This window comes from Simplicispira suum, from assembly GCF_003008595.1.
Classification (GTDB): domain Bacteria; phylum Pseudomonadota; class Gammaproteobacteria; order Burkholderiales; family Burkholderiaceae_C; genus Simplicispira; species Simplicispira suum.
On the sequence record NZ_CP027669.1, the window covers coordinates 2,190,712 to 2,206,819 of the forward strand.

Consider the following 16,108-nt stretch of genomic DNA (forward strand, 5'->3'; position numbering starts at 1 on the left):
CGTGTGCCTGCACAAAAAAGGAGAGACATCGATGAACGTCACAGATAAAAAGGATTCCAGCGTCTCTTCAGGGGCACGGGAATATTTGACCTTCCGCCTGGACAAAGAGGAATACGGGATCGATATTCTCAAAGTGCAGGAAATCCGTGGCTATGAGCCGCCAACACGCATTGCGCATGCCCCCGAGTTCATCAAGGGCGTTGTCAATCTGCGCGGTACCATTGTGCCTATCGTGGATATGCGCATCAAGTTCAATTGCGAGCACGCTGAATACGACAACTTTACGGTCGTCATCATTCTGAACTTGCGCGAGCGTGTCGTTGGCGTCGTGGTTGATTCCGTTAGTGACGTGATGGAACTCGCACCAGAAAATATTCAGTCTGCACCAGATATTGAAAGCGCCATCGACAGCACATGTATTTATGGCTTGGGTTCGGTCAATGATCGCATGTTGATACTTCTCGATATCGAAAAATTGATGTCCAGTGTCGAGATGGGCCTGGTGTCGGTGGGCGAATAGCGACGCGAGAATCGAGCCACATGTCCAGGGCGCTCCATTATGGTTGCTTCCCTGTGGTGTCCAATCCTGGTTGCTTGGTGGTCCGTCTGAAAGTCACTTCATGAAACCAGCGTTTGTTTCCGAGCTTGCTTCCGCTGGTCCACTGGCGCAAGGGCGCGAATTTATTTGGACGCAGGCCGATTTTTCCCGTGTTCAAGGACTGATTTATCAGCGCGCTGGAATCAGCCTGCACGATGGCAAGCACGCCATGGTGTACAGCCGCCTTTCACGGCGTTTGCGTGAAACAGGGTATTCCAGTTTTGCCGAGTATCTGACATGGCTGGAACAACACGATGGTGGAGAGTGGCAGGAGTTCGTCAATGCCTTGACGACGAACCTCACGGCCTTCTTTCGTGAGCAGCATCATTTTGAAATTTTTTCCGACTATCTGGGATCGCGCCCGCAAGGCGCTCCTTGGCGGGTCTGGTGCAATGCCGCCTCCACCGGGGAAGAGCCGTATTCCATTGTTATCACCGCGTTTGAAACGCTAGGCTCGAACGCTGCGTTCGAATTGGTGGCGAGCGACATCGACTCGCGTGTGCTCGCTACGGCGGCCCAAGGGATGTATCGCATCGAGAACCTCAAAGGCTTGTCCCCGGAGCGTATGCACAAGTTCTTTCTTCGAGGCAAGGGCGCCAATGCCGGTTTGGCACGAGTCAAGCCAGAGTTGGCGCGTGCCATCGAATTCATCAGCGTGAATCTCATCCGGGATGATTGGCCTTTTCGGGAGCCCTTTGATGTCGTGTTTTGCCGCAACGTCATGATCTACTTTGATGCGCCCACTCAGCGCCGCGTCCTGGAGCGTATTCATAGAGTCCTCAAACCGGGGGGTATGCTCTTTGTGGGGCATGCTGAAAACTTCAGCGAATCACGCGATCTGTTCACCTTGCGCGGAAAAACCGTGTACGAGCGGCGGTAAAACCGCGCACCCCTTCACCGTTCCTCGGCCTCTTCATGATTCCCCCAAGATCTATCCATGCTTCTGCTGTAAGCCCGCCCTCGGCGATGGATCGTCGGCGCGCGCCACGTATCGCTCCTCTGGCTCCCGAGATCTACGGCTCCAACGTCGTCGTCTCTCCTGAATCCTCGCTGGAAGAACTCAAGTCACGGCCACGCAAGCCCGGTCTGGCTTCCTTTTTCTATCTCGACCACCATTTTCAGTACAACGCAGTCAAGGTCTTGCCAGGTGAATATTTCGTGGCCAACGAGAATCTGGTAATCATGACGGTGCTCGGCTCGTGCATCGCTGCTTGTATCTGGGACAGTCGGATGAGGGTGGGTGGGATGAACCATTTCATGTTACCCGACGGCGATTCAATGGATGTATCGGGCCGATATGGCTCGTATGCCATGGAGTTGCTGATCAATGAAATGCTCAAACTGGGCGCCCGGCGCGAGACGATGCAGGCCAAAATTTTTGGTGGAGCGCAGGTCATGCACAGCTTCACCACAATGAATGTAGGGGAGCGCAATACGGCCTTTGTCGTCAACTACCTCCAGACGGAGCGTATTCCTATCGTCTCCGAAGATGTGCTTGATATCTATCCGCGCAAAGTCTGCTTTTTTCCAGTCACCGGTAAAGCCATGGTGAAACGTCTGGCGCATGCACACCCTGAAGCGCTTGTGGCTGAGGAAAAACGCGGGAACGCCCGAACCGTGGCGCAGGAGACGTCGGGTGGTTCGGTGGACCTTTTCTGAAAGCGCAGTGAGAGAATGAGCAGCAAGATACGTGTCATCGTGGTGGACGATTCTGCGCTGGTGCGCAGTTTGCTGTCGGAGATCATCAATCGCCAGGCAGACATGGAATGCGTCGCCACTGCCAACGATCCATTGGTTGCCCGCGAATTGATTCGCGAACTTGATCCTGATGTGATCACGCTCGATGTCGAAATGCCGCATATGGATGGCATCGATTTTCTTGGAAGACTGATGCGCTTGCGCCCCACGCCTGTGGTGATGATCTCCACCCTCACGGAGCGCGGCGCAGAGGTCACCTTGAGGGCGCTTGAGCTTGGCGCAGTGGATTTTGTCGCCAAACCGCGCGTTGGCATTGCCGGGGGGCTGCAGGAGCTCTCGCACCAGATCGTCGACAAAATTCGCGTCGCCGCAGTCGCGCAAGTTCGTCGCCTTCCCCGTGAGCATCCGAGCGGTCCGGGCGCTACAAGCTCGCTTGCGCCGTCGACACCATCACCCGCAGGGCTGCTCGGACGATTGTCCACAGAAAAGATAGTTTTCATCGGCGCATCTACGGGAGGTACCGAAGCCATCAAGGAAATTTTGGTGCATCTGCCGCCCGACTCTCCGGCGATCGTCATCACCCAGCATATGCCGGCCGGGTTCACAACCAGCTTTGCCGCGCGTCTCAATGGTCTATGCCAGATCAGGGTGAAAGAAGCCAGCAACGGGGAACGACTCCTTCCCGGCCATGCCTATATCGCACCTGGAGGCACCCAGTTTCATGTCGGTCGAAGCGGCGCAAATTATGTCGCGGTGGTTGACGATGGCGCGCCCGTCAATCGCCACAAGCCGTCTGTGGAGGTCCTGTTCAAATCCGGTGCGGCGCTGGTGGGGCGCAATGCGCTGGCTATCATGCTTACCGGAATGGGCGCGGATGGCGCGGCCGCTATGCGTGAGATGAAAGACGCAGGCAGCTACAACTTTGTTCAAGATGAAGCCAGTTGCGTGGTCTTCGGGATGCCGAGAGAAGCCATCGCGCATGGCGCCGCCGACGAGGTGTTGGCGCTGCACGCGATTGCGCCAGCGCTGGTGGCACGCTTGCGCAGCAGCGGAGATCGGGTGCACCACCGCATTTAACAAGCTGGTTTCAGGCCGAGAGCGCCTCCCAGCGCTCAAGTGCGTGCATCAGTGCTTCCTCTAGTTCGCTGTTGCGCATTTGCAGCTCCACTGCGCGCGCTGCGTCGCTTTGGTAGAGAGTGCCATCGGCAAGGGCCATTTGTACGGTGGTCTGCTCTGCTTCAAGTGCTTCGATTTGGCCCGGCAGGTCGTCAAGTTCCCGTTGTTCCTTGTAGCTAAGCTTCTTTTTCAATAGCTTGCTATCCTTATCAGATAAGCGCTGGAGGCTGTTTCCACCGATATTTTCTCGTCGAGCCGGCGCCTCAATTTCAGAGGCTTGACGCAGTGCCCGTGCGCGCGCGGACTGCACAAGCCAGTCACTCACGCCACCCTCGTACTCGCGCCATATTCCATCCCCTTCAAACGCGATGGTGCTCGTCACGACATTGTCAAGAAACCGACGGTCGTGGCTGACCAGAAACACCGTGCCGTCGTAGTTTTGCAGCAGTTCTTCCAGCAGATCAAGCGTCTCGATATCCAGATCATTCGTCGGTTCGTCCAGTACCAATACGTTGGCCGGGCGCGCAAAGAGCCGAGCAAGAAAGAGTCGGTTGCGTTCTCCGCCCGAGAGTGATCGAACCGGTGAACGTGCGCGCGCAGGCGAAAAGAGAAAGTCCCCTAGATAGCTACGCACATGCTTGCGCTCCTGGCCAATCTCGATCCATTCGCTTCCAGGGCTGATGAAATCTTCAAGTGTGGCGTTCAGATCGACACCCTCGCGCATTTGGTCGAAATAGGCCACCTGAATCCGCGAGCCTTGTCGCACCGAACCGCTGTCAGGAGCGATTTCGCCAAGAATGAGTTTCAGCAAGGTGGTCTTTCCCGCGCCGTTGGGGCCCAGAAGGCCCACCTTGTCGCCACGCAGAATGGTGGCGCTGAAGTCGCGCACCACTTGCTTTTCACCGTAGCGCTTGCTGACCGATTCCAACTCTGCAACCAGCTTGCCGCTTTGGGCTCCAGACGAAATGTCGAGCTTGACATTGCCGAGTGCCACCCGCCGCGCTGAGTGCTCCGAGCGCAATGCTTCGAGCCGAGATATACGGCTTTGGCTGCGCGTGCGTCGCGCCTCCACGCCCTTTCGGATCCAGATTTCTTCCTGTGCGAGCAGTCGATCGGCCTTGGCGGCTATGGTGCGTTCTTGCGCCAGCTGCTCCTGCTTTTGCTCCACGTAGCGTGAGAAATTTCCGGGGTACGACAGCAGTTGACCGCGATCAAGCTCGACGATCCGAGTGGCCACCCGATCGAGAAAACTTCGGTCGTGGGTGATCGTTACCAAGCTGCCCTTGAAATCGCGCAACAGATCCTCCAGCCATTCGATGGAGTCAAGATCCAGATGGTTGGTCGGTTCGTCGAGCAGCAGCACATCGGGGCGCGTGACCAAGGCTTGGGCGAGGGCTACGCGCTTCTTCTTGCCGCCCGAAAGATCCCCCACCCGCGCTGAACCGTCGAGATGCAGGCGCTCCAGCGTCTCCTCCACGCGCTGCTCCCAGGTCCACCCTGCCTGCGCCTCAATTTCTGTCTGTAGCGCATCCAGATCAACATCCTCCGTCGCTGCAAAATATTGTTCCCGCAGTGCGATGACATGAGCCAATCCTGCTGACACCGAATCGAACACAGAATCATCGGCTGTTAGCTCGGGCTCCTGTGCAACAAAGGCTAGACGCAAGTCACGCTGAACCTGGCGGACACCATCGTCGGGAAGGCGGGTTCCTTCCAGAATTCTGAGCAGCGAGGATTTACCGGCGCCATTGCGGCCGATCAAGCCAACACGTTCTCCGCTCTCAAGCGAAAAATCTGCGTGGTCGAGCAGGGCGACATGCCCGAATGCGAGCTGGGCGTTGGAGAGAGTGATGAGTGCCATGTAGTGCCGATTATCGGCATGGACTGGCGTTCGCGCGAACCAGGCCGTCCTCTTGATGCTCTCGCTGAAAAATATTGTGCCCGACGTCCTGAGCATTGCGGAAAACCCGTACTACAATGCGAGGCTCAGCTGGATGTGGTGAAGATCTTAAGGGGTCTAGTCGGTGCGGCTGTGGTGGTGGGGAGGCATGGAGGCGGATTGGGGTTGGCGAAAAATTCTTTCGTTGACTTTGACAGGAGCCAAGAAATCCTGCTATAATTCAAGGCTTCGCTGATCGCAGCGGGGCAGGCTGGCAAGAAGGGGTTAAGACTCTCGGATGCTGGCGCGGAACATTAAAAACATACAGCCGATAAGCGTGGGCGTTTGAGGCATTAGGCCTAAAGTTCTTTGGAACAAAAGAAGTCTTCATTGACTTCGCAAACGCTCATGAGAGAGAAGTGAAGTTCACTTCAATTCTTAATTTTGAGTGTGCCTCGAGAGAGGCAAAAAAACACAAGATCGAACTGTAGAGTTTGATCCTGGCTCAGATTGAACGCTGGCGGCATGCCTTACACATGCAAGTCGAACGGTAACAGCACTTCGGTGGCTGACGAGTGGCGAACGGGTGAGTAATACATCGGAACGTGCCCGAGAGTGGGGGATAACGCAGCGAAAGCTGTGCTAATACCGCATACGATCTACGGATGAAAGCAGGGGATTCGCAAGGACCTTGCGCTCATGGAGCGGCCGATGGCAGATTAGGTAGTTGGTGGGATAAAAGCTTACCAAGCCGACGATCTGTAGCTGGTCTGAGAGGACGACCAGCCACACTGGGACTGAGACACGGCCCAGACTCCTACGGGAGGCAGCAGTGGGGAATTTTGGACAATGGGCGAAAGCCTGATCCAGCCATGCCGCGTGCAGGATGAAGGCCTTCGGGTTGTAAACTGCTTTTGTACGGAACGAAAAGATCTCTTCTAATAAAGGGGGTCCATGACGGTACCGTAAGAATAAGCACCGGCTAACTACGTGCCAGCAGCCGCGGTAATACGTAGGGTGCAAGCGTTAATCGGAATTACTGGGCGTAAAGCGTGCGCAGGCGGTTATATAAGACAGATGTGAAATCCCCGGGCTCAACCTGGGAACTGCATTAGTGACTGTATAGCTAGAGTGCGGCAGAGGGGGATGGAATTCCGCGTGTAGCAGTGAAATGCGTAGATATGCGGAGGAACACCGATGGCGAAGGCAATCCCCTGGGCCTGCACTGACGCTCATGCACGAAAGCGTGGGGAGCAAACAGGATTAGATACCCTGGTAGTCCACGCCCTAAACGATGTCAACTGGTTGTTGGGAATTTACTTTCTCAGTAACGAAGCTAACGCGTGAAGTTGACCGCCTGGGGAGTACGGCCGCAAGGTTAAAACTCAAAGGAATTGACGGGGACCCGCACAAGCGGTGGATGATGTGGTTTAATTCGATGCAACGCGAAAAACCTTACCCACCTTTGACATGTATGGAAGACTGCAGAGACGCAGTTGTGCTCGAAAGAGAGCCATAACACAGGTGCTGCATGGCTGTCGTCAGCTCGTGTCGTGAGATGTTGGGTTAAGTCCCGCAACGAGCGCAACCCTTGTCATTAGTTGCTACATTTAGTTGGGCACTCTAATGAGACTGCCGGTGACAAACCGGAGGAAGGTGGGGATGACGTCAAGTCCTCATGGCCCTTATAGGTGGGGCTACACACGTCATACAATGGCTGGTACAAAGGGTTGCCAACCCGCGAGGGGGAGCCAATCCCACAAAGCCAGTCGTAGTCCGGATCGCAGTCTGCAACTCGACTGCGTGAAGTCGGAATCGCTAGTAATCGTGGATCAGAATGTCACGGTGAATACGTTCCCGGGTCTTGTACACACCGCCCGTCACACCATGGGAGCGGGTTCTGCCAGAAGTAGGTAGCCTAACCGCAAGGAGGGCGCTTACCACGGCAGGGTTCGTGACTGGGGTGAAGTCGTAACAAGGTAGCCGTATCGGAAGGTGCGGCTGGATCACCTCCTTTCTGGAAAACTGGCCAAAGGCCTTGAACGTCCACACTTATCGGTTGTTGGAAGAAGTCGCTGGAGTGGCGCGCAGCGACAGTTGCGCGGTGCTTTGACAGAGGCCGACTTGGGTCTGTAGCTCAGTTGGTTAGAGCACCGTCTTGATAAGGCGGGGGTCGGTGGTTCGAGACCACCCAGACCCACCAAGTGCTGCAGGCCTGGTCAGTCAGAAGCGATACGACAATAATGCGATTCCTGGGGGATTAGCTCAGCTGGGAGAGCACCTGCTTTGCAAGCAGGGGGTCGTCGGTTCGATCCCGTCATCCTCCACCAACCAAAAACGAATCGGGCATTCAACACCAAAGCGGCTTTGCGAAAGGCTGCTTTGTTGTTGATCGATATTGATCGATCAATCGGCTGTTCTTTAAAAATTCATAGAGTCGAATCAGAGTTGTCGACGGAAAGTATCGCAAGATGCACCGTGCCGTCGGCAACAAGAATTTTTGATTGCGTCAAAACGAATATTCAAACTTTGGTTTAGAAATAAATCTGGGTTAGAAATTCAAATGTAATTACGATGAGAGCTCGAAAGAGCTGGAGTCGATTACGGCATAACGCGCAAGGTGAAAGACCTTGCAAGTCAGGCGCTGTGATGGAGATAACTTCGCAAGGAGTTGTCAAAGTTATAGGGTCAAGTGACTAAGAGCATGTGGTGGATGCCTTGGCGATGATAGGCGACGAAAGACGTGATAGCCTGCGAAAAGCTTCGGGGAGCTGGCAAATAAGCATTGATCCGGAGATATCTGAATGGGGAAACCCACCTAGCAATAGGTATCGCATGATGAATACATAGTCATGCGAGGCGAACCGGGTGAACTGAAACATCTCAGTAGCTCGAGGAAAAGACATCAACCGAGATTGCGAAAGTAGTGGCGAGCGAAATCGCAAGAGCCTTGCAGTGATAGCACGACAGCTAGCAAAACGGGATGGAAAGCCCGGCCATAGCAGGTGATAGCCCTGTATGCGAAAGTTGACGTGTGGTACTAGGCTGCAGACAAGTAGGGCGGGGCACGAGAAACCTTGTCTGAATATGGGGGGACCATCCTCCAAGGCTAAATACTCATCATCGACCGATAGTGAACCAGTACCGTGAGGGAAAGGCGAAAAGAACCCCGGGAGGGGAGTGAAATAGATCCTGAAACCGCATGCTTACAAAAAGTAGGAGCCTCGCAAGGGGTGACTGCGTACCTTTTGTATAATGGGTCAGCGACTTACATTCAGTGGCAAGGTTAACCGAATAGGGAAGCCGTAGAGAAATCGAGTCCGAATAGGGCGAACATAGTCGCTGGGTGTAGACCCGAAACCAAGTGATCTATCCATGGCCAGGATGAAGGTGCCGTAACAGGTACTGGAGGTCCGAACCGACTAATGTTGCAAAATTAGCGGATGAGCTGTGGATAGGGGCGAAAGGCTAAACAAACTTGGAAATAGCTGGTTCTCTCCGAAAACTATTTAGGTAGTGCCTCAAGTATTACCGTCGGGGGTAGAGCACTGTTTAGGCTAGGGGGTCATGGCGACTTACCAAACCTATGCAAACTCCGAATACCGACGAGTACAGCTTGGGAGACAGAGCACCGGGTGCTAACGTCCGGACTCAAGAGGGAAACAACCCAGACCGCCAGCTAAGGTCCCTAAAATTGGCTAAGTGGGAAACGAAGTGGGAAGGCTAAAACAGTCAGGATGTTGGCTTAGAAGCAGCCATCATTTAAAGAAAGCGTAATAGCTCACTGATCGAGTCGTCCTGCGCGGAAGATGTAACGGGGCTAAGCCAGTTACCGAAGCTGCGGATGTGCAATTTATTGCACGTGGTAGGAGAGCGTTCTGTAGGCCTGTGAAGGTGCCTGGTAATGGGTGCTGGAGGTATCAGAAGTGCGAATGCTGACATGAGTAGCGTTAAAGGGGGTGAAAAGCCCCCTCGCCGTAAGCGCAAGGTTTTCTACGCAACGTTCATCGGCGTAGAGTGAGTCGGCCCCTAAGGCGAGGCAGAGATGCGTAGCTGATGGGAAACAGGTCAATATTCCTGTACCGATCAATAGTGCGATGTGGGGACGGAGAAGGTTAGCTCAGCCAACTGTTGGATATGTTGGTTCAAGCCTGTAGTCGTGCCCGGTAGGCAAATCCGCCGGGCTTAGATGAGGGGTGATAACGAGTGTGCTTGCACACGAAGTGAGTGATACCCTGCTTCCAGGAAAAGCCACTAAGCTTCAGCTATTGACGACCGTACCGCAAACCGACACTGGTGCGCGAGATGAGTATTCTAAGGCGCTTGAGAGAACTCTGGAGAAGGAACTCGGCAAATTGATACCGTAACTTCGGGAGAAGGTATGCCCCAAGTAGGTGAACCTGTACAAGGCGAGCCCAAAGGGGTTGCAAAAAATCGGTGGCTGCGACTGTTTAATAAAAACACAGCACTCTGCAAACACGAAAGTGGACGTATAGGGTGTGACGCCTGCCCGGTGCTGGAAGATTAAATGATGGGGTGCAAGCTCTTGATTGAAGTCCCAGTAAACGGCGGCCGTAACTATAACGGTCCTAAGGTAGCGAAATTCCTTGTCGGGTAAGTTCCGACCTGCACGAATGGCGTAACGATGGCCACACTGTCTCCTCCAGAGACTCAGCGAAGTTGAAATGTTTGTGATGATGCAATCTACCCGCGGAAAGACGGAAAGACCCCATGAACCTTTACTGTAGCTTTGTATTGGACTTTGAACAGATCTGTGTAGGATAGGTGGGAGGCTTTGAAGCGTGGTCGCTAGATCATGTGGAGCCAACGTTGAAATACCACCCTGGTGTGTTTGAGGTTCTAACCTAGGTCCCTTATCGGGATCGGGGACAGTGCATGGTAGGCAGTTTGACTGGGGCGGTCTCCTCCCAAAGCGTAACGGAGGAGTTCGAAGGTACGCTAGTTACGGTCGGACATCGTGACGATAGTGCAATGGCATAAGCGTGCTTAACTGCGAGACTGACAAGTCGAGCAGATGCGAAAGCAGGACATAGTGATCCGGTGGTTCTGTATGGAAGGGCCATCGCTCAACGGATAAAAGGTACTCTGGGGATAACAGGCTGATACCGCCCAAGAGTTCATATCGACGGCGGTGTTTGGCACCTCGATGTCGGCTCATCTCATCCTGGGGCTGTAGCCGGTCCCAAGGGTATGGCTGTTCGCCATTTAAAGAGGTACGTGAGCTGGGTTTAAAACGTCGTGAGACAGTTTGGTCCCTATCTTCCGTGGGCGCTGCAGATTTGAGGAAGCCTGCTCCTAGTACGAGAGGACCGGAGTGGACACACCTCTGGTGTACCGGTTGTCACGCCAGTGGCATCGCCGGGTAGCTAAGTGTGGAAGAGATAACCGCTGAAAGCATCTAAGCGGGAAACTCGTTTCAAGATGAGATCTGCCGGGGGCTCGACCCCCCTGAAGAGTCGTTCTAGACCAGGACGTTGATAGGCTGGGTGTGGAAGCGCAGCAATGCGTTAAGCTAACCAGTACTAATTGCTCGTGCGGCTTGACCCTATAACTTTGATAAAATCCGATTCACATCGGGTCCATCAGAGCTGATTTGTTATGCCAACAGACGCAAACCAAAAATTCCCCTGATTCCATACTCTATGAATTCGCCTTGTTGAACACATCAGTTCAGCAAAGCTCAAAAGTTATGCTTGACGACCATAGCAAGTTGGTCCCACTCCTTCCCATCCCGAACAGGACAGTGAAACGACTTCGCGCCAATGATAGTGCGGGTTCCCGTGTGAAAGTAGGTCATCGTCAGGCTCTTACAGCCCTGCCACACCCCCTTGAATCCCTCAGGTTCAAGGGGGTTTCGGCTTTTTTGCTGGACAGGAAATGGTTTTGATACTCTGGTAATTTTCCTGTCAAACTATTTTTCTGCACCTTGAAAATCTGCATTCGCGAGATGTGCTTATATGAAGCTACAAGATGTTCTGTACTCGCAGGGTTTCGGAACGCGCCGGGTTTGTGCTGGATTGATTCAGCAGGGGCATGTAGAGCTGGTTTCGGATGCTAAGAGCCACTCTTGGGCCGTTTGCACCGATACCATGGCCGAATGCCGCCTTGAAGAAGGCCTGCGCTTTCGCGTACAAGGTGTCGAATGGCCGTATCGTGAAAAGGCCTACATCGCCTTGCACAAACCAGCCGGCACGGAATGCTCGCAAAAGCCGTCGCGCTACCCTTCGGTCTACACGCTGCTGCCAGCGTGCTTGCGTCAACGCCCCGCTCGCGGCGTGATTCAGGGTGTGCAGGCCGTTGGTCGACTTGACCAGGACACCACGGGCTTGTTGCTCCTAAGCGATGACGGGCAGTTCATCCATCGTATGAGCTCGCCGAAGAAGCATGTGCCAAAGGTTTATCGCGTCACGGCCAAGCACACCGTCTCTGAACAGCAGATCGAGCGCCTCCTTGAGGGCGTGGTGCTCGACGACGATCCCAAGCCGGTGCGTGCTGCTGCCTGCTCTCTGGTGGACAACGTTTGCATTGATCTGACGCTGACCGAAGGCAAGTACCACCAAGTCAAGCGCATGCTCGCAGCAGTAGGTAACCGCGTCGAGACTCTGCATCGTCAATCCATTGGAAACTACCGGCTTCCAGCGGATCTCGGTCCTGGTCAGTGGCGCTGGCTGAGCGAAAAAGACCTTGAGGCCTTGCAGCACACGGCTTGAAAGCCATCCCCCGTCCTACTTCGAACCGAAGCGATAGACGCCGACCGGATCGACGACACGACTGACCACACCGGCGTGCCAGAGCAAGTGCAGATGCGCCAAAGTCTCCCCCAAAGCGAAGGACAACTGTTGCGAATCCAGTTCGCGACGAAACAGTTTGGGAAGTAGCTCAGCCGCAGAATGCGCTTGCTCCGTACATGCCGCGCGTGCCACGGTGAGATGCTCCTGATGATGCTCCTGCAGTTGCCGGAGCCTCTCGGCCAGTCCGATGAATGGCTTGCCGTGCGAGGGCAATACCAGTGTCGAGTCTGAAAGCGGCTCAAAGCGTTTGAGTGAGGTCAGGAAGAGTTTGAGCGGATCGGCATCCGGTTCACCCGCAAATACGCTGATGTTGGTGGAGATGCGCGGAAGCACCATATCGCCGCTGATGAGAATGCCGCGCGTTGCGCAGTGCAGCGCGATGTGCTCCGGAGCGTGGCCGTAGCCTGCAATGCATTCGAAATCGTGGCCGCCGATGCGAATGAGATCGCCGTCCATCATTCGATGAAAACGAATGGGCAGTTTCGGGACCAGCCCGGCGTAATAGCTGCCGCGATCCTTCAGGCGTGCATGGAACTCTGCATCGGACAGTCCGTGTGAACGGTAGAAATCGCTCAGGGCTTCGGTGCTCGGGAACAAAGTGCCCGTGCTCGCTGCCAGCGCCGTGTAGTAGTCGGTAGCACTGATCCAGAGCGGCGCACTCCAGCGCTCGCAGAGCCAATGCGCCAACCCCAGATGATCGGGGTGCATGTGCGTCGCGATGACCCGAACGATCGGCAAGCCCTCAAGCGCCGACTCGAAAACAGCCCTCCATTGGGCCCGTGCAGCGGGGATGTCAACACAACAGTCCACCACCGTCCAGCCCTCGATTGTCCCTTGAGGGCCGTCGAATCGATCGCGAAGCAACCACAGGTTGATGTGGTCCAGCGCAAATGGCAGGCCCATGCGGATCCATTTGATCCCTGGTGCCACCTCGATCGCACAGCCGGAAGCCGGTAGCAAATCGCCTAGAGGGTAGTGCAAGCGCGATTCAACGTGATTCATTGGGGCTCTTGGAGTAGCATTGACGTTAACGTTAACGTTAACGTAAATGACAGCAAACGGATGATTCTACGGACCGATGCGTGCGCCCACTGACAAGCGCGCGACCCGGAACGATGCTTGCGAACCATGGCAACCACCTACACCATCAGCGACCTGGCCCGCGAATTTGACTTGACCACGCGTGCCATGCGCTTTTATGAAGACATGGGCTTGCTGCAGCCCGAGCGCACGGGTCCCGCTGGACGCAATCGCATCTACACCGCCAGGGATCGAACGCGACTCAAGCTGACCTTGCGAGCCAAGCGGCTTGGGCTGTCTCTGACTGAAGCGCGCGAGATCATTGATCTCTATGACAGCCCGCGGGACACCGGTGTGCAGCTCGAAAAATTCCTTGCCGTGCTGGCCCAGCACCGCCAGCAACTGGAAGCGCAGATGATCGATCTTCAGGCCAACCTCGACGAGGTTCGCGCGCATGAGAAGGAAGCGCAAACCTTGCTGAAGAAGATCCACACCAAATCCGTGGATAATTGACGTTACGTAACGTCAATGAAAATTTTTATGCAAAGCGCTCTGTTTCAGCCCAAAGTTCCCCATTTTTCCGAGAGGGTGGCCGAGAGCTTTGCGCTTCAGGGCGCCATGCAAACCTTGGGCGCGCGGCTGCAGCAGGTCACCCCTGGCGCGGTCGACATTGAATTTGACTGGGCTGCGGCTTTGACGCAGCAGCATGGCTTCGTGCACGCAGGTATGCTTTCGACGGCGCTCGACTCGGCCTGCGGCTACGCCGCCTTCAGCCTGATGTCCGCAGACGCGTCGGTGCTGACCATTGAGTTCAAGATTAATTTGCTGGCTCCGGCGCGAGGTGAGCGTTTTCGCGTCGAAGGGCGCGTCCTTAAGCCAGGGCGCACCATCATCGTCTGCGAAGGCCGGGCATTCGCAATTTCTGGCGCCAAAGAGAAGCTTGTCGCCACGATGGGCTGCACGCTGATGTGCGTGCAGGGGCGCGAAGGCGTGTCGGGCTGAACCTGCCGCTCTCCAACCACTTTCATTTCGATCATTCATTTCAGACAGGAGATAGCCATGAGTCTTCCCGCCAACCTTCCCGGCCTCAACTTTCAACTGGGCGATGAAGTCGATTCGCTGCGCGATGCGGTCCGCGACTTTGCGCAGGCCGAGATTGCACCACGTGCGACCGAAATCGACCACAGCGACCAGTTTCCCATGGACTTGTGGCGCAAGATGGGTGATCTTGGCGTGCTCGGCATCACGGTGCCCGAGGAGTTGGGCGGCGCTGGCATGGGCTACCTGGCCCACATGGTTGCGATGGAAGAAATCTCGCGCGCCAGCGCTTCAGTCGGGCTGAGCTACGGCGCCCACAGCAACCTGTGCGTGAACCAGATCAACCGCAATGGCAGCGCCGCACAAAAGGCCAAGTACTTGCCCAAACTGATCAGTGGGGAGCATGTCGGTGCCCTGGCCATGAGCGAGCCTGGCGCAGGGTCGGACGTGATCAGCATGAAGCTCAAGGCCGAGGACAAGGGCGGCTACTATCTGCTGAACGGCAACAAGATGTGGATAACCAACGGCCCCGACGCCGATACGCTGGTCGTCTATGCCAAGACCGAACCCGAGCTTGGCGCTCGTGGCGTCACGGCCTTCCTGATTGAAAAGGGCATGAAAGGCTTTTCGATCGCGCAAAAGCTCGACAAGCTTGGCATGCGCGGCAGCCACACGGGCGAACTCGTGTTCCAGAACGTAGAGGTACCGGCCGACCATGTGCTCGGGGGCGTCAACTTGGGCGCCAAGGTGCTGATGAGCGGGCTGGACTATGAGCGTGCGGTGCTTACTGGTGGGCCGCTGGGCATCATGCAGTCTGTCATGGACAACGTCATTCCCTACACCCACGACCGCAAGCAGTTTGGCCAGAGCATTGGCGAGTTCCAGCTGATTCAGGGCAAAGTGGCCGACATGTACACCGTGCTCCAGGCCGGCCGCTCGTTTGCGTACACCGTGGCAAAAAACCTCGACATGCTGGGCAGCGAACACGTGCGCCAGGTGCGCAAGGACTGCGCTAGTGTCATTCTCTGGTGCGCCGAAAAAGCCACCTGGATGGCCGGCGAAGGTATTCAGATTTTTGGGGGCAATGGCTACATCAACGAATATCCGCTTGGGCGCCTGTGGCGCGACGCCAAGCTGTACGAAATTGGTGCCGGCACCAGTGAAATTCGCCGCATGCTGATTGGCCGCGAGCTGTTTGCGGAAACCTGCTGAACCTGTACTCACTCACTTTTAAGGGCCGCACATGACGACCGATTCGATCCAGGAACTCTTTGAACACAACCGCGCCTGGGCTGCACAAATGGAGCGCGAGCGCCCGGGCTTTTTCACCCGCCTCATGGCGCAGCAAAAGCCCCAGTACATGTGGATAGGCTGCTCCGACAGCCGCGTGCCGGCGAACCAGATTACCGGCCTGGAGCCGGGGGAAGTGTTCGTGCACCGCAACATCGCCAACGTGGTGGTGCCGACCGATCTCAACTGCCTCTCGACCATCCAGTTCGCAGTGGACCAGCTCAAGGTACAGAACCTGATGGTGGTGGGCCACTACGGTTGCGGTGGCGTGCAGGCTGCTTTGGACGACCTGCGGGTAGGGCTTTCGGACAACTGGATCCGCCACGTGAAGGACGTACGCGACCGGCATCGGGACTTGCTCGCATCTCTGGCGCCGCAATGGCGGCTTGACGCACTGTGCGAACTGAACGTGATTGCCCAGGTGCTCAACGTGGCGCAGACCACGGTGATTCAAGACGCCTGGGCAAGTGGCCAGAAACTCACGCTCAACGGTTGGTGCTATGGACTCAAAGATGGTTTGATTCATGACCTGCACATCACAGTGAATGGCAATTCCGGCCTCGACGAGCTGTACCGGGCCGCAGTGGCTGGTGTGATTGCCGACCGGCGTGAAGTGCCGGCGCCGGGCGAGATGGAGTCTGCTGCCTGACGCGTTCT

Annotated in this window: 11 protein-coding genes, 2 tRNA genes and 3 rRNA genes; 14 read left to right on the top strand and 2 right to left on the bottom strand. The window is 55.6% G+C overall.

Features of this window, described 5'->3' with window-relative positions:
* Positions 1 to 31 precede the first annotated feature (31 nt).
* The 4 genes from C6571_RS10210 to C6571_RS10225 all read left to right on the top strand — a co-directional run bounded on the left by C6571_RS10210 (position 32) and on the right by C6571_RS10225 (position 3,373).
* Positions 32 to 520: a chemotaxis protein CheW gene (locus C6571_RS10210; protein ID WP_106446588.1), complete on the top strand. Its 489-nt coding sequence runs from the start codon at positions 32 to 34 to the stop codon at positions 518 to 520.
* 100 nt (positions 521 to 620) lie between these two features.
* The gene (locus C6571_RS10215; RefSeq protein ID WP_106446589.1) at positions 621 to 1,478 is read left to right on the top strand and encodes a CheR family methyltransferase; all 858 of its coding nucleotides are present in this window, start codon (positions 621 to 623) and stop codon (positions 1,476 to 1,478) included.
* Between the two features lie 35 nt (positions 1,479 to 1,513).
* Entirely contained in the window at positions 1,514 to 2,257 is a 744-nt protein-coding gene (gene cheD, locus C6571_RS10220) for a chemoreceptor glutamine deamidase CheD (RefSeq protein ID WP_106446590.1), read from the top strand.
* Positions 2,258 to 2,272: 15 nt separating this feature from the next.
* Entirely contained in the window at positions 2,273 to 3,373 is a 1,101-nt protein-coding gene (locus C6571_RS10225; protein WP_106446591.1) for a protein-glutamate methylesterase/protein-glutamine glutaminase, read from the top strand.
* A gap of 10 nt (positions 3,374 to 3,383) precedes the next feature.
* Here C6571_RS10225 and C6571_RS10230 read toward each other — a convergent pair whose 3' ends face one another.
* Positions 3,384 to 5,273 carry an ATP-binding cassette domain-containing protein gene (locus C6571_RS10230; protein ID WP_106446592.1) on the bottom strand — a complete coding sequence of 630 codons (1,890 nt, stop codon included), beginning with the start codon at positions 5,271 to 5,273 and terminating at the stop codon, positions 3,384 to 3,386.
* Between the two features lie 500 nt (positions 5,274 to 5,773).
* On the opposite strand from C6571_RS10230, the gene C6571_RS10235 reads away from it, so the two are divergent.
* From C6571_RS10235 to C6571_RS10260, 6 genes are all read left to right on the top strand, one after another.
* Positions 5,774 to 7,308 (top strand): 16S ribosomal RNA (locus C6571_RS10235).
* Positions 7,309 to 7,417: 109 nt separating this feature from the next.
* Positions 7,418 to 7,494 (top strand) — tRNA-Ile (locus tag C6571_RS10240).
* A gap of 51 nt (positions 7,495 to 7,545) precedes the next feature.
* Positions 7,546 to 7,621 (top strand) — tRNA-Ala (locus C6571_RS10245).
* Between the two features lie 356 nt (positions 7,622 to 7,977).
* Positions 7,978 to 10,859: ribosomal RNA gene (locus C6571_RS10250) — 23S ribosomal RNA — on the top strand.
* A gap of 145 nt (positions 10,860 to 11,004) precedes the next feature.
* Positions 11,005 to 11,117 (top strand): 5S ribosomal RNA (rrf, locus tag C6571_RS10255).
* Together the 16S, 23S and 5S rRNA genes with 2 tRNA genes alongside form the textbook arrangement of a ribosomal RNA operon.
* Positions 11,118 to 11,269: 152 nt before the next feature.
* On the top strand, positions 11,270 to 12,022 hold the full coding sequence (locus C6571_RS10260; protein ID WP_106446593.1) for a pseudouridine synthase: 753 nt from the start codon (positions 11,270 to 11,272) through the stop codon (positions 12,020 to 12,022).
* A gap of 15 nt (positions 12,023 to 12,037) precedes the next feature.
* Here C6571_RS10260 and C6571_RS10265 read toward each other — a convergent pair whose 3' ends face one another.
* Positions 12,038 to 13,105, bottom strand: coding sequence for an MBL fold metallo-hydrolase (locus tag C6571_RS10265; protein WP_106446594.1), 1,068 nt, complete (start codon positions 13,103 to 13,105; stop codon positions 12,038 to 12,040).
* Between the two features lie 126 nt (positions 13,106 to 13,231).
* Here C6571_RS10265 and C6571_RS10270 point away from each other — a divergent pair, with 126 nt between their 5' ends.
* From C6571_RS10270 to can, 4 genes are read left to right on the top strand one after another with little or no spacing between them, the layout of a single operon-like run.
* Positions 13,232 to 13,636 (top strand): MerR family transcriptional regulator, encoded by a 405-nt coding sequence (locus C6571_RS10270; RefSeq protein WP_106446595.1) that lies wholly within the window; start codon positions 13,232 to 13,234, stop codon positions 13,634 to 13,636.
* Between the two features lie 27 nt (positions 13,637 to 13,663).
* The gene (locus C6571_RS10275) at positions 13,664 to 14,125 is read left to right on the top strand and encodes a PaaI family thioesterase (protein WP_106448169.1); all 462 of its coding nucleotides are present in this window, start codon (positions 13,664 to 13,666) and stop codon (positions 14,123 to 14,125) included.
* Positions 14,126 to 14,182: 57 nt separating this feature from the next.
* On the top strand, positions 14,183 to 15,373 hold the full coding sequence (locus tag C6571_RS10280) for an isovaleryl-CoA dehydrogenase (protein ID WP_106446596.1): 1,191 nt from the start codon (positions 14,183 to 14,185) through the stop codon (positions 15,371 to 15,373).
* A 31-nt stretch (positions 15,374 to 15,404) separates the two neighbouring features.
* A complete protein-coding gene (gene can / locus C6571_RS10285) occupies positions 15,405 to 16,100 on the top strand; it encodes a carbonate dehydratase (RefSeq protein ID WP_106446597.1) in 696 nt (231 codons plus the stop codon).
* Positions 16,101 to 16,108: the final 8 nt, after the last annotated feature.

Excerpts from the sequence above, each read along its gene's own strand:
- C6571_RS10230 (WP_106446592.1), bottom strand. The coding sequence starts at position 5,273 with ATGGCACTCATCACTCTCTCCAACGCCCAGCTCGCATTCGGGCATGTC.
- C6571_RS10265 (WP_106446594.1), bottom strand. The coding sequence starts at position 13,105 with ATGAATCACGTTGAATCGCGCTTGCACTACCCTCTAGGCGATTTGCTA.
- C6571_RS10280 (WP_106446596.1), top strand. The coding sequence starts at position 14,183 with ATGAGTCTTCCCGCCAACCTTCCCGGCCTCAACTTTCAACTGGGCGAT.
- C6571_RS10270 (WP_106446595.1), top strand. The coding sequence starts at position 13,232 with ATGGCAACCACCTACACCATCAGCGACCTGGCCCGCGAATTTGACTTG.
- can (WP_106446597.1), top strand. The coding sequence starts at position 15,405 with ATGACGACCGATTCGATCCAGGAACTCTTTGAACACAACCGCGCCTGG.
- C6571_RS10210 (WP_106446588.1), top strand. The coding sequence starts at position 32 with ATGAACGTCACAGATAAAAAGGATTCCAGCGTCTCTTCAGGGGCACGG.
- C6571_RS10260 (WP_106446593.1), top strand. The coding sequence starts at position 11,270 with ATGAAGCTACAAGATGTTCTGTACTCGCAGGGTTTCGGAACGCGCCGG.
- C6571_RS10225 (WP_106446591.1), top strand. The coding sequence starts at position 2,273 with ATGAGCAGCAAGATACGTGTCATCGTGGTGGACGATTCTGCGCTGGTG.
- C6571_RS10215 (WP_106446589.1), top strand. The coding sequence starts at position 621 with ATGAAACCAGCGTTTGTTTCCGAGCTTGCTTCCGCTGGTCCACTGGCG.
- C6571_RS10275 (WP_106448169.1), top strand. The coding sequence starts at position 13,664 with ATGCAAAGCGCTCTGTTTCAGCCCAAAGTTCCCCATTTTTCCGAGAGG.
- cheD (WP_106446590.1), top strand. The coding sequence starts at position 1,514 with ATGATTCCCCCAAGATCTATCCATGCTTCTGCTGTAAGCCCGCCCTCG.